At 70.6% G+C, this 13,329-nt stretch carries 9 protein-coding genes; 3 read left to right on the top strand and 6 right to left on the bottom strand.

Annotated features, from left to right (window positions below; all coding sequences use genetic code 11):
* Positions 1-110: 110 nt before the first annotated feature.
* From ASF40_RS11270 to gabT, 5 genes are all read right to left on the bottom strand, one after another.
* Complete coding sequence (locus ASF40_RS11270) at positions 111-1,472, bottom strand: NAD-dependent succinate-semialdehyde dehydrogenase (protein ID WP_056369064.1); 1,362 nt, start codon at positions 1,470-1,472, stop codon at positions 111-113.
* Between the two features lie 28 nt (positions 1,473-1,500).
* The gene (locus ASF40_RS11265; protein ID WP_200919480.1) at positions 1,501-3,078 is read right to left on the bottom strand and encodes an APC family permease; all 1,578 of its coding nucleotides are present in this window, start codon (positions 3,076-3,078) and stop codon (positions 1,501-1,503) included.
* The gene (locus ASF40_RS11260) at positions 3,078-3,959 is read right to left on the bottom strand and encodes a universal stress protein (protein ID WP_056369062.1); all 882 of its coding nucleotides are present in this window, start codon (positions 3,957-3,959) and stop codon (positions 3,078-3,080) included. The genes ASF40_RS11265 and ASF40_RS11260 overlap by 1 nt, the downstream gene beginning before the upstream one ends.
* Positions 3,956-5,317: a flavin monoamine oxidase family protein gene (locus tag ASF40_RS11255; protein WP_056369060.1), complete on the bottom strand. Its 1,362-nt coding sequence runs from the start codon at positions 5,315-5,317 to the stop codon at positions 3,956-3,958. Before ASF40_RS11255 ends, ASF40_RS11260 begins: the two co-directional genes overlap by 4 nt.
* 98 nt (positions 5,318-5,415) lie before the next feature.
* Positions 5,416-6,777, bottom strand: a complete 1,362-nt coding sequence (gene gabT / locus ASF40_RS11250; RefSeq protein ID WP_056369059.1) for a 4-aminobutyrate--2-oxoglutarate transaminase — start codon at positions 6,775-6,777, stop codon at positions 5,416-5,418.
* A gap of 93 nt (positions 6,778-6,870) precedes the next feature.
* Here gabT and ASF40_RS11245 point away from each other — a divergent pair, with 93 nt between their 5' ends.
* Complete coding sequence (locus ASF40_RS11245) at positions 6,871-8,406, top strand: PucR family transcriptional regulator (RefSeq protein ID WP_056369057.1); 1,536 nt, start codon at positions 6,871-6,873, stop codon at positions 8,404-8,406.
* Between the two features lie 121 nt (positions 8,407-8,527).
* Positions 8,528-9,919, top strand: a complete 1,392-nt coding sequence (locus ASF40_RS11240) for an NAD(P)/FAD-dependent oxidoreductase (protein ID WP_200919479.1) — start codon at positions 8,528-8,530, stop codon at positions 9,917-9,919.
* Between the two features lie 29 nt (positions 9,920-9,948).
* Here the strand turns inward: ASF40_RS11240 and ASF40_RS11235 are convergent, their stop codons facing one another.
* Positions 9,949-11,427 (bottom strand): helix-turn-helix transcriptional regulator, encoded by a 1,479-nt coding sequence (locus tag ASF40_RS11235; RefSeq protein WP_056369055.1) that lies wholly within the window; start codon positions 11,425-11,427, stop codon positions 9,949-9,951.
* Between the two features lie 230 nt (positions 11,428-11,657).
* Here ASF40_RS11235 and aceB point away from each other — a divergent pair, with 230 nt between their 5' ends.
* A complete protein-coding gene (gene aceB, locus ASF40_RS11230; RefSeq protein ID WP_056369895.1) occupies positions 11,658-13,298 on the top strand; it encodes a malate synthase A in 1,641 nt (546 codons plus the stop codon).
* Positions 13,299-13,329: the final 31 nt, after the last annotated feature.

Below are 13,329 nucleotides of genomic sequence, written 5' to 3'. Positions count from 1 at the left end.
GCGTGCGGCGACACGCCGATTCGAGGTGCCCCTCACCGGCATGTCGCCACGCGCGTCCGCAGGTGCGGATCCGATTCTGCGTACGGGTCACGCGACCTGCGTGGAGAGGGTCAGGCGCCGATGCGGATCAGCTTCTTGTTGACGAACTCGTCCGCCGCGAGAAGGCCCATCTCACGCGAGGTGCCGGAGCGCTTCACGCCGCCGAAGGGCAGTCCGGGCTCGTCGGCGAGGACCACGTTGACGTAGACCATGCCGGCGTCGATCTTGTCGGCGACGCGCTGGGCCTGTTCCTCGTCGGTCGTGAACACGTATGAGCCCAGGCCGTAGCTGGTGTCGTTCGCGAGAGCGACCGCGGCGTCCTCGTCGGCGACCTTGTAGACGACGCCCACAGGGCCGAAGAACTCTTCGCGGTAGGCGTCCATGTCGCTCGTGACGTCGGTGAGGACGGTGCCCGGATAGAAGGCGCCGTCACGCTTCCCGCCGGCGACGAGGGTCGCCCCCTGAGCGACGGCCTTGTCGACCTGCTCCGCCAGGCGCTCGGCCGCCGTGACCGACGACAGCGGGCCCAGCACGGTGTCGCCCTCGAAGGGGTCGCCGACCTTCGCGCCCGACATCGCGGCGGTGAACTTCTCGAGGAACGCGTCGTACAGGCCGTCGACCACGATGAAGCGCTTGGCGGCGTTGCACGACTGCCCGGTGTTGTCGAGGCGCGCGGCGACCGCGGCCTCCACGGCCCCGTCGAGGTCGTCGGTCGAGAGCAGGATGAACGGATCGGACCCGCCGAGCTCCAGCGCCACCTTCTTGAGGTTGCGGCCCGCGATCTCAGCCACAGCCGCGCCCGCGCGCTCCGAGCCGGTCACCGAGACGCCCTGCACGCGGCGGTCCGCGATGACGGTCGCCGCCTGGTCGTTCGTCGCGTAGACGTTCGTGTAGACGCCCTCGAGGCCGGCGTCCGCGTAGATCGCCGCGATGGCCTGGGCCGACTCGGGGCACTGCGGAGCGTGCTTCAGGAGGATGGTGTTGCCGACCACGATGTTGGGCGCCGCGAAGCGCGCGACCTGGTAGTACGGGAAGTTCCACGGCATGATGCCCAGCAGCACGCCCAGGGGCGAGCGGCGGATGACCGCGGTGCCGTCGCCGTCGATGTCGATCGGCTGGTCGCCGGTGATCTTCTCGGCGTGGTCGGCGTAGTACTCGGTGATGTCGGCGGCGAAGTCGACCTCGCCGAGCGCCGCCTCGAGCGGCTTGCCCATCTCGCGCACGATGATCGCGGCGAGATCATCGCGACGCTCGCGATGCAGCTCCGCGACCTTGCGGATGGCCGCAGCGCGCTCGGCGACCGGCCGGTCGCGCCACGTGCGGTACGCAGCATCCGCTCCCGCGAGCGCGGCCTCGAGGGCCTCGTCGGTGATGGTCGGATACGTGGCCAGGGTCTCGCCCGTGGCCGGGTTGACGACGGCGTAGTCGGTCATGCTTACTCTCCGATCGGATGGTTGTGGGTCAGTCTGCCTGCCGGCGGCGGGCGCGACGAAGGCTTTCGGGAGCGTCGATACTGAGTGTCTCACCGCGGAAGAACGCCGGACGCTTGATCGCCTGCCAGATCATGATCACGACACCCGCGAGGATGACGACCACGCCCAGCACGAACACGAGGCCGAGGCCCCCGATGCTCGACCCGCTGCCGTAGGCCGGGTCCATCGAGTCGATGAGCGTCGTCACGAACAGCACCGCGAGGATCGCACCGCCGACGAGCGGGAACAGGAAGGTGAAGAAGAAGCTGCGCACCGAGTCGAACCACTGCTTGCGGAAGTACCAGACGCACGCGAACGCGGTGAGGCCGTAGTAGAAGCAGATCATCATGCCGAGCGACAGGATCGTGTCGGTGAGGACGTTCTCGCTGATCACGCGCATGACGGCGTAGAACACGGACGCGACGATCGCGGACACCACGGTGGCGTAGCCGGGCGTGAAGAACCGCGGGCTCACGCGGGCGAACTTCGCCGGCAGGGCGCCATAGTGCCCCATCGCCAGCAGAGTGCGCGCGGGGCCGACGGCCGTCGACTGCAGCGAGGCGGCGGAGCTCGACAGCACCGCGAGCGAGACGAGGAACGCCAGCGGCCCCAGGATCGGGTCGGACAGCGCGAAGAACACGTTCGCCGAGATGTCCTCGTTCGCAAGTCCCAGCGGGCCCGTGCCGACGCCGGCGAACATGATGAGGCCGATCGAGAGCAGGAGGTACAGCGAGACGACGATCACGACGGTGAGCATGGCCGCGCGGCCCGGGGTCTTCGCGGGGTTCTTGGTCTCCTCGTTCATGGTGAGGACGACGTCCCATCCCCAGAAGATGAAGATCGACAGCGACAGCCCCGCGGCGAACGCGCTGAACGTCGGCACCTCGAACGGGTTGAACCACGACCACGAGAATGCCGTGGGGTCGGGGGCGTCGCCCGAGACCGCCTTGACGATGGCCACGACGGCGAACAGCACCAGCACGACGACCTGGAACGTCACCAGGATGTACTGGAACTTCTGGGTGGTCTGCATGTCGCGATACGAGATCAGCGTCGCGCCGAGCATGAAGAGCAGGCACACCACGACGTTGATGAACGGGTTGAAGGCGAGCTCGGCGATGTCGGGGTTGCCGCTCAGCTGCGAGATCAAGAGGAAGAGGAACTCGACGGCGATGCCGGCGAGGTTCGACAGCACGATGACAGTGGCCGCGATGAGCCCCCAGCCGGTCATCCAGCCGATCCACGGGCCGAAGGCCCGCACGCCCCACGTGAACGAGGTGCCCGAGTCGGGCATCGCACGGTTGAGCTCGCGGTAGCCGAACGCCGTCAGCAGCATCGGGATGAACCCGACGAGGATGATCGCGGGCACCTGCGTGCCGACGACCGACACGGTCGGTCCGAGCGACGCGGTGAGCGTATACGCCGGGGCGATCGTCGAGACGCCGATCACGACGGCGCCGAGGACGCCGACCGCGCCGGCGCTCAGCCCCTTCTTCGACAGCTCACCGGCGTGAGCGCCGGAGGACGGGGCCAGCGGCGGGGTGCCGCGGGTTTCGGAAGCGCTCATCAGCGTGCGCCTTTCTTGCCGCGCGTGCGGGGCACGACGACCATGGGTACGGGAAGCTCGTGCAGCATCTTCGCTGCCGTCGAGCCGAGGAACAGACGCCGCCGCCGGGCCAGCCGGCTCGAGCCGACCACGGCGAGCTCGCCGGGCTCCCAGCTCAGGTGCGAGACGGCGTCCTCGATGCTGTCGCCGCGTGCGACGACCACATCTGCCTCGATGCCCTCGGGCAGGGCGTCGAGGGCTTTGCCGAGCACATCGTCGGCGTGGGCGGCGCCGGCGATGCGGATGACGCCGGTGTCGACGCCGACCGGAAGGTCCACCGAGACGAGCGACAGCAGCCGCAGCTCCGCGCCGGTCGCGGTGGCCAGGGCGACGCTCTCGTCGAGCAGCGCGCTCGCGCCCGGCCGGGTGCCGATCGCGGCGGTGACGCGGGTGACGGTGGTCGCCTCCAGCCGACGCGATCCCTCGGGGGCGAGCACGACCGGCACGTCCGACGAGTGCAGCAGTTCGTTGGCGACGGTGCCGAGACGGTGACGCCCACGGAGTCCGCCGTTGGCCGCACCGACGACGATGTGGGATGCCGAGAGCTCGTGCGCGGCGGCGATCAGGCCCTCGGCGAAGGAGTCGCCGAAGCGCACGTGCGACGCATGGGTCACCGCATCCGGAATCGAAGCGGCAGCCTCGGCGAGCCACGTCTCGGCCTGCGTCACGAGGTAGCGGTCGTAGCCGGCATCGGGCGGGGTGATGACGCTGCGGTCCTCGGCCGGGAGCACCAGCACGAGGTCGAGCGACGCGTCCATGGCCGCGGCCAGGCGTGCCCCGAGCGCGACGGCGTCGGCGCCGGCGTCGGTCGCGGTGTACCCGACGACGATGCGGCCGCTCATCGGCGGGCCGCCTCGACGATGTTCGCCGCAACCAGGCGGCCCATGCGGATCGCGCCGTCGACGTGCTGGTAGCCGGCGCCTGCCATGTCGCTGCACGCGAAGTGGATCGGGCCGACGGGGGTGCGCAGGTCCGCGCCGTAGCGGGCGAGACCACCGAGGTCGAAGCTCGCGGCGTACGCGCCGCGGGTCCACTCCTCGGCGCCCCAGTCGCTCTCGAAGTAGACGAGCGGGGTCTTGGCCTCGGGACCGTAGTAGTGCGACAGCGACTCGAGGATGCGCTCCTTGCGCTCCTCCGCCGACACGCGGAACAGGTCGTCGGCGTTGCGGTCCGACACGAAGCCGACCAGGGTGCCGCGCTCGTCGGCGTGGTTGGTGTTGTCGTACGCCTCGTGCGAGATCTCGTACGGGCTGAAGGCGGTGCCCGACAGTCCCTGCTCGCGCCAGAACGGGCGATCGTAGACCGCGTGCACCTTGATGACGAAGCCCATTGAGATGTGCTGATGCATCTGCTGCTTCAGACGCGGCAGCGGCGGCGCGAACTCGATCCAGGGGTAGAGGATCGGCGCGTGCGCCAAGATGACGAAGCGGGCGCGCACCTCGAGGCCGTTGTCGGTGACGACGCGGACGCCGTCCTCCGACCAGTGCACCTCGGTCACCGGCTGCCCCAGGATGACGTCGTCTCCCAGACGCTCGGCGAGGAGCAGGGGAACCTGCTGCAGGCCGCCGATCACCCGCTCGTCGAGGATGAAGTCCGCGTCGACGAGGTGCGAGAAGCTTCCGGCGCTCGCCGCCATGAGAAGGGCCTGGAGCGTCGAGAACGCGTAGGCGGGCTTGGTGAGCATCGCACCCGCGATGAAGAGGGCGATGTTGTCGCGCGCCTCCTGGTCGTCGGTCTGCTCCTCGAGCCACGCCTCGAACGAGATGCGGTCGAGGGCCTCGGCGTCGGGGTGCTCCCATGGCTTGTCGGGGTCGATCTGCGCGACCAGGCCGTCGAGCACCTCGATGAGGCGGACGATCTCCTTCTCGGTCTCCGGCGCGACGGGGAAGATCTCGCCCGTGAACCGGGTCAGTTCGCCGTCCTTGCCGATGTAGACCGACTCGCCCTCGCGGTAGCGGCTGTACGTCTCGAGCCCCAGCTCGGCGATGGTCTCCTTGAGCGCGTCCTGGTCGGGCGACACCCACTGCCCGCCGATCTCGAGCATCGCGCCGTCGACGACATCGGTCCACAGGCGCCCGCCCACGCGGTCGCGCGCCTCGAGCACGACGACCGAGAGGCCCGCCTTCTTCAGTTCGTTGGCAGCGGTCGTGCCGGCGGCGCCGGCGCCGACGATGACGACGTCACGGGTCAGCTCGGTCATTCGGACTCCTTCGTCAGGCGAGGTTGCGTTGGTCTTGCGTGAAGTGCGGGAGACGGATGCTGCGACCGCGGCGCGTGCGGCGGTCGCAGCATCCCTGATCAAGAAGCCGCGAGTGCTGCGGCGACGACGTCCATGCCCTCGTGGAGCAGGTCGTCGGTGATCGACAGCGGCGGGAGGAAGCGGATCACGTTCCCGTAGGTGCCGCAGGTGAGCACGATGACGCCCTGTGCGATGGACGCCTTCGCGACCGCGGCGGTGAGCGCGGCGTCCGGCTCTCCCGTCGCGGGGTCTACGAACTCGGCGGCGATCATGGCGCCGTGACCGCGCACGTCGCCGACGCGGGGGTCGGCGGCCTGCAGGTCCTTGAGGCGACCCTTCAGAACGGCCTCGATCTCGCGGGCGCGCTCGAGCATCCCGTCGTTCTCGAACACGTCGATCGCGGCGAGCGCGGCGGCGCAGGCGATCGGATTGCCGCCGTACGTGCCGCCGAGGCCGCCCGCGTGCGACGCGTCCATGATCTCGGACCGGCCCGTCACGGCCGCCAAGGGCAGGCCCCCCGCGATGCCCTTGGCGGTCGTGATCAGGTCCGGCACGATGCCGAACAGGTCGCTCGCGAACATCTCCCCCGTGCGAGCGAAGCCGGTCTGGATCTCGTCGGCGATGAACACGACGTCGTTGGCGCGGCACCACTCGACGAGGGCGGGCAGGAAGCCGTCGGCGGGGACGATGAAGCCGCCCTCGCCCTGGATGGGCTCGATGATGATCGCGGCGAGGTTGTCGGCGCCGACCTGCTTCTCGATCATCGAGATGGCCTTCTTGGCCGCGAGGCCCCCGTCGAGCCCGTCGCGGTAGGGGTACGACAGCGGGGCGCGGTAGATCTCCGAGGCGAACGGGCCGAAGCCGCTCTTGTACGGCATCGACTTCGCGGTGAGCGCCATCGTGAGGTTGGTGCGGCCGTGGTAGCCGTGGTCGAACGCGACGACGGCCTGCTTGCCGGTGTACTTGCGGGCGATCTTGACTGCGTTCTCCACCGCCTCGGCGCCCGAGTTGAACAGGGCGCTCTTCTTGGCGTGGTCGCCCGGCGTGATGCGGTTGAGGGCCTCGGCGACCGAGACGTACGAGTCGTACGGCGCGATCATGAAGCACGTGTGAGTGAACTGCGCGACCTGCGCCTGCACGGCCGCGACGACCTTCGGGTGGGCGTTGCCGATCGTCGTGACCGCGATGCCCGAGCCCAGGTCGATGAGCGAGTTGCCGTCGGCGTCGACGATGACGCCTCCGCCGGCAGCGACGGCCTGCACGGGCGCGGTGTGGCCGACACCCGCGGCGACGGCGTCGGCCTTGCGGTCGAGGAGCTCCTGCGAGCGGGGACCGGGGATGCTGGTGACCAGGCGGCGCTCCTGCGGAAGGGTCGGACCGCCGAGGGGCGTTTCAGTGAGGGTGTCGGCTGCGCTGCTCATGCAGGGGAGCGTATTTCGTCGCCGGGAACCCCCGCACCCGCCCCGGTGTACATTCCGTCCGGCCCGCTGTACGGGCCGTACACTCAGAGCATCATGGACGCCGACGCCCCTACTCTTCGCGCGCTTCTCGCCCGACGGGATCTGAAGCTCTCGCTCGCCGGCGACGACCTCGATCCGCAGGCGCTGGACCGCGGCATCCGCTGGGTCCACAGCTCGGATCTCGCCGATCCGACGCCGTTCCTCTCCGAGGGCCTGGTGCTGCTCACCACCGGCACGCAGTTCCCGCAGGGCGACGACGCCGACGCGGCGGCGGTCTACCGCTCGTACGTCCATCGCCTGGCGACCCGGGGCGTCGTGGGCCTCGGCTTCGGCACCGAGGTCGTGCGCGCCGGCATTCCGCCCGCCCTCGTCGACGCGTGCAGGGACGAACGGATGCCGCTGTTCGAGGTGCCGTACCGCACGCCCTTCATCGCCGTGGCCCGGGCCAACGCCGAGGCGATCGCCGCCGAGGCCTACGCGCGGCGCAGCTGGGCCCTCGCCGCGCAGCGCGCGATCGCGCTGGCCGCGTTGCGGCCCGACGGGCTCGACGCCACCGTTGCGGAGCTGGCCAAGCAGCTCGACACCTGGGTGGGCATGTTCGACGCCGCCGGCGAGCTGTCGCGCGAGCATCCGGCCGGCGGGCTCGGCGCCGAGACGGCCGCGGCGCTGCAGCGCGAGGTGACCGGCGTGCTGCACCGCGGCGCGCGAGCGGGCTCGTCGCTGCACATCGGCGAGACGCCGTTCTCGTTGCAGACCCTCGGCCGCGGCGGACACCTGCGCGGCGTCATCGCGATCGCCGCCGGCGACCTCGACCAGGAGGGCCGCGTCGTCGTCACCGCCGTGATCGCGATGGCCGGCCTCGCACTCGAGCAGCAGCAGGGCCTCGGTCGCGCGCGCTCGGCGCTGCGCGCCGGCCTCGTGCAGTCGCTGCTGACCGGCGATCCCGCGCTCGCCCGCCGCACGTCGCGGGAGCTGTGGGGGCCACTGCCCTCCGCCCCCGTCGTCGTGGGAGTGACGGATGCTGCCGCCGCACGCGTCGACGGCATCGCCGAGCTGCTGGAGCTCTGGGCCGACGAGCGCCGCGGCGCGCTGTTCTTCGGTCGCGGCGAGGACGGCTTGGTGATGGTCGTGCCCCAGGGCGACCGCTCGAGCGTCGACGAGCTCGTCGCCCGCTTCGAGGTGCGCGTCGGGTTGTCGGATCCCACCGGCTACGACGGTTTCGCCGCCGCGCTCGGGCAGGCGCGCGTCGCGCGGGACCGCGGCATCGGTCCGGTGACGGAGTTCGCCGAGGTCGCCCGCGCCGGAGTCCTGTCGGCGCTCACGGACGAGGCCCGCGCTCTGGCGCGAGCGGAGCTCGCACCGCTGTACGACCACGACGCCGCGCAGGGCACACACCTCGTCGAGACGCTGAAGGTGTGGCTCGACGAGGACTGCTCGCACGAGGCCACCGCGCAGGCGCTCGGTGTGCACCGGCACACCGTGCGCACGCGCCTCGCCCTCATCGAGCGCGTGCTCGGCCGCGATCTCTCGTCGTTCGCGACCCGCGCCGAACTGTGGGCGGCTCTGCGCGCCCTGGACGCGTCGGTCTGATCGACCGCGCCGGAAGTTCATCGACCGAGAAGAGACAGGGCGCACGGTCGGTCCGACTCGGTCGCGCGTTCGCAACAGATCGTTCCTCGTCGCGGGCGGCAGCACCCGGAAGGATGGGCGCATGACCGAGCCCCCTGTGCCCAACGGCGACGTGTCGTGGTGGTGGCGCAGCCTCGGCGGCACGCCCGTGCCGCGCGCTCCCCTGCCGGGCGACCTCGACGTGGACGTCGCCATCGTGGGCGGCGGCTACACCGGCCTCTGGGCCGCGTACTACCTGAAGCGCGCGCAGCCCGACCTCCGGGTCGCCGTGCTCGAGCAGCGCTTCGCGGGATTCGGAGCGTCGGGCCGCAACGGCGGGTGGCTCACCAACACCGTGACGGGCGGACGCGAGCGCTACGCCGAGTCGCACGGCCGCGACGCGGCGATCGCACAGCAGCGCGCCCTCAACGACTGCGTCGACGAGGTCATCGCCGTCGCCGCGCGCGAAGGCATCGACGCCGACATCGTCAAGGGCGGCGAGTACGGCGTCGCCCGCACGCCGGCCCAACTCGCGCGACTGCGGGCGGCCGTCGCCGCTGAACAGGCCTGGCCGCACACCGACATCGAGGGGATGGATGCCGCGGCCGCAGCATCCCGTATCCGCATCGCCGGAGCGCTGGGCGCCGCGTGGCATCCGCATTGCGCCCGGGTGCACCCCGCGAAGCTCGTGCGCGGGCTCGCCGACGCCGTCGAGCGGCTCGGCGTGCCGATCTACGAAGCGACGCATGTGCGGGAGATCGCACCCGGCCAGGCGCTCACCGACGGCGGGACCGTGCGCGCGACCCACGTGCTGCGCGCCACCGAGGGCTTCACCGCCGACCTCCGCGGCGAGCACCGCACGTGGCTGCCGATGAACTCGTCGATGATCGTGACCGAGCCCCTGCCGGCCTCGTTCTGGGACGCGGTCGGCTGGGACGGATACGAGACGCTCGGCGACTTCGCCCACGTGTACATGTATGCGCAGCGCACGGCCGACGACCGCATCGCCTTCGGCGGGCGCGGCGTGCCCTACCGCTACGGCTCGCGCGTCGACACGGACGGCACGACCCAGGCGCGCACGATCGCCTCGCTCACGCGGCTGCTGCGCGAGTTCTTCCCGGATGCCGCGCGTACGCCGATCGCGCACGCCTGGGCCGGCGTGCTCGGCGTGCCGCGCGACTGGGCCGCGGCCGTGGTCCACGACCGGGCGACCGGCCTCGGCTGGGCCGGCGGCTACGTCGGCACCGGCGTCACCGCGACGAACCTCGCCGGCCGCACACTCGCCGATCTCGTGCTGGAGCGCGACACCGAGCTCACCCGGCTCCCCTGGGTCGGCCACCGCGCGCGGCGCTGGGAGGTCGAGCCGCTGCGGTGGACCGCCGTCAACGCGATCTACACCGCGTATCGGATGGCCGACCGGGCCGAGGCATCCGGTTCCTCCGCCCGCACCGCATGGCCCGCCCATGTCGCCGACTGGGTCGCCGGCCCCCACTGACCCGGTCGGCCGGGTCGCCCGGCGCGCGCTCAGCGCGGGGCGTGGGCCTCGAGGAACTCGTAGACGTCGGTCGTGTCGACCCCGGGGAACGAACCCGTCGGCAGCGTCGCCAGCAGCGTCCGCGGCGTGCGCACGTTCGGCCACGACTGCTCGCGCCACGACGCCTCGAGCTCGGCGGGCGCGCGCCGGCAGCAGACCTCCACGGAGTGCTTGGAGACGCCGCGGTTCGGGGTGTCGCGGCCGAGGAACCACTTCGTGTCGTCGAAGCGCACGCCCACGCTGATCGAGTGGGCGCCCTCGCTGGACAGCTCGACGCGGGCCGTGCACCAGTAGGTGCCGTTGCCGGTGTCGGTGTACTGGTAGTACGGGTTGAAGTGGTCGTCGACGTCGAACACGACGCGCGAGGTCCACTTGCGGCAGCACATCTGCCCCTCGATCGCGCCGAGGCGGTCGGTCGGGAAGTTCACGTCGTCGTTCTCGTAGACCTTCGTGATGACACCCGACTCGTGCACCTTCAGGAAGTGCACCGGCAGGCCCAGGTGGACGGTCGCGAGGTTGGTGAAGCGGTGCGCGGCCGTCTCGTACGACACCGAGTAGGCGTCGCGGAGGTCCTCGATCGAGATCGAGCGGTCCTTCTTGGCCTCTTGCAGGAACGGCACGGCGTGCGCCTCGGGGATGAGGAGGGCGCCGGTGAGGTAGTTCGTCTCGACGCGCTGACGCAGGAAGTCCGCGTACGAGGTCGGCTCGCGGTGCCCGAGGATGCGGCTCGACAGCGCCTGGAGCACCGCCGTGCGCGGGTCGCCCTTGGTGGCGAGGCGGCTCGACAGGTAGAGCCGGCCGTTCTTGATGTCGGCGACCGATCGCGTCGTCTGCGGCAGGTCGGGCACGTAGTGCAGGGTGAACCCGAGGTGCGCGGCGATGTCGGAGGCCGTGCGCTGGGTCAACGGGCCGCCCGGGTGGTCCACCGCATCGAGGATGCCCCGCGCCTGCTGCTCGAGCTCGGCGAAGTAGTTGTTCTGCGTGCGCATGAGCTTGCGCAGCGCCACGTTGGCGCGTCGTGCCTCTTCAGGAGTCGCCGCGCGCTCGTCGCGCAGCCTCTCGATCTCGCCCTGCAGCGCCAGCATCGCCTTGAGCGCCTCTGTCGGCACCGTCTTGCCGATCCGGAACGGGGGGATGCCGAGCGCCTGGAACGTCTGACCGCGCATCGCTCGCTCGAGCGAGATCTCGAGCGTCGCGCGCTCGTCGAGCGGCTCTGACTCGAGGATCGCGTCGATCGACGAACCCAGCGCCCGCGCGATCGCCTGCAGCAGCGTGAGCTTCGGCTCGCGGCGCCCGTTCTCGATCATGGACAGCTGGCTCGGCGCGCGGTCGACCGCGGAAGCGAGCTCTTCGAGCGTCATGCCGCGGTCGGTGCGCAGCTGCCGGATGCGTCGGCCGATGGTGAGGGGATCCACCTCATCATCGTCGGGGACTTCACCGCGCACATCCGAGGTCAACGTCGTCGTCATGCCGCGATTCTGTCACGAAAGCAGAAATACCGGAAAACTTCACACCCGAATTCGTCGGGTACACCCCCGAACTTCACCCCAGAGTGGTCTCACGACGAACCATCGATCCACACAGAGCGGATCACCGGATGCCTCGACCCGGCGCACACGCCAGGCAGAGACATCCCCCACACACTCAACGCAGTCGATCACAGGAAGGCAGGGACATGACACCTGCGACCGCCACCCCGATGCGTACGCGCACCGGCCCCATCCCCACCCAGACCCACGAGCCCTCGATCGAGATCGCCGGCCGCCTCGCGCCCCGCTACGACGAAGTCCTGACGCCCGAGGCGGTCGCGTTCCTCACCGAGCTGCACCACCGCTTCGGCGCCCGCCGCCACGACCGGCTCGCCGACCGCATGCGCCGCCGGTTCGAGATCGGCAACGGCCACGACCCGCAGTTCCGTGACGACACGCGCCACATCCGCGAGGACGCGGAGTGGAAGGTCGCCGGCGCCGGACCCGGCCTCGAAGACCGCCGCGTCGAGATCACGGGCCCGACCGACCCGAAGATGACGATCAACGCGCTGAACTCCGGCGCCAAGGTGTGGCTCGCCGACCAGGAGGACGCCACGAGCCCGACCTGGAAGAACGTCATTGAGGGCCAGCTCAGCCTGCGCGACGCCATCCGCGGCGAGCTCTCGTTCACGAGCCCCGAAGGCAAGCGCTACGAGGTCACGGCGACCGAGACGCCCACCATCGTGATGCGTCCGCGTGGGTGGCACCTGCCCGAGCAGCACATCCGCTTCACCGACCGCACCGGCCGCAGAATGGCCGCGTCGGGCTCGCTCGTGGACTTCGGCCTGTACTTCATCCACAACGCCGAGCAGCTGATCGCGAACGGGCGCGGCCCCTACTTCTACATCGCCAAGCTCGAGTCGAGCGAAGAGGCGAAGCTGTGGGACGACGTGTTCACGTTCAGCGAGCAGTACGTCGGCATCCCCCACGGCACCATCCGTGCCACGGTGCTCATCGAGACGCTGCCGGCGGCGTTCGAGATGGAGGAGATCCTCTTCGAGCTGCGCGACCACATCGCGGGCCTGAACGCGGGTCGCTGGGACTACATCTTCTCGATCATCAAGAACTACCGCGGTCGCGGTGCACGGTTCGTGCTGCCCGACCGCAGCGAGGTCACGATGACCGTGCCGTTCATGCGGGCGTACACCGAGCTGCTCGTGAAGACGTGCCACAAGCGCGGCGCCTTCGCGATCGGCGGCATGAGCGCCTTCATTCCGAACCGCCGCGACCCCGAGGTCACCGAGCGCGCGTTCGAGAAGGTGGCGGCCGACAAGAAGCGCGAGGCCGGCGACGGCTTCGACGGCACGTGGGTCGCGCACCCCGACCTCATCCCGGTGGCGCGCGCCGAGTTCGACGCCGTGCTCGGCGATCGCCCGAACCAGCTCGACCGTCAGCGTCCCGAGGTCGAGGTGAAGGCCGCCGACCTGATCGACGTCCACATCGGACGCCCGATCACGACGGCGGGAGTGCACGGCAACGTGTCGGTGGCCATCCGCTACATCGAGGCGTGGCTGCGCGGCCTCGGCGCTGTCGCCATCGACAACCTCATGGAGGATGCCGCGACCGCTGAGATCAGCCGCAGCCAGGTCTGGCAGTGGATCCACCAGGACCGCACCACCGAGGACGGCACGCCGATCACACGGGAGTCGATCGAGGCGCTCGTCACGCAGGTGCTGGCCGAGGCGGACCGCCGCGAGGGCGACCGGTTCGACGACGCCGCGGACATCTTCCGCGAGGTCGCGCTCGGCCAGGACTTCCCCGCGTTCCTGACGCTGCCCGCCTACGCGAAGTACCTCGTCGAGACCGACTGATCCCCCGCTCCCCGAGACGAACAAGGAAACG

Source organism: Microbacterium sp. Leaf288, assembly GCF_001422925.1.
In the GTDB taxonomy this organism is placed as follows: Bacteria; Actinomycetota; Actinomycetes; order Actinomycetales; family Microbacteriaceae; genus Microbacterium.
This window is presented reverse-complemented; position numbering and strand designations above follow the sequence as displayed.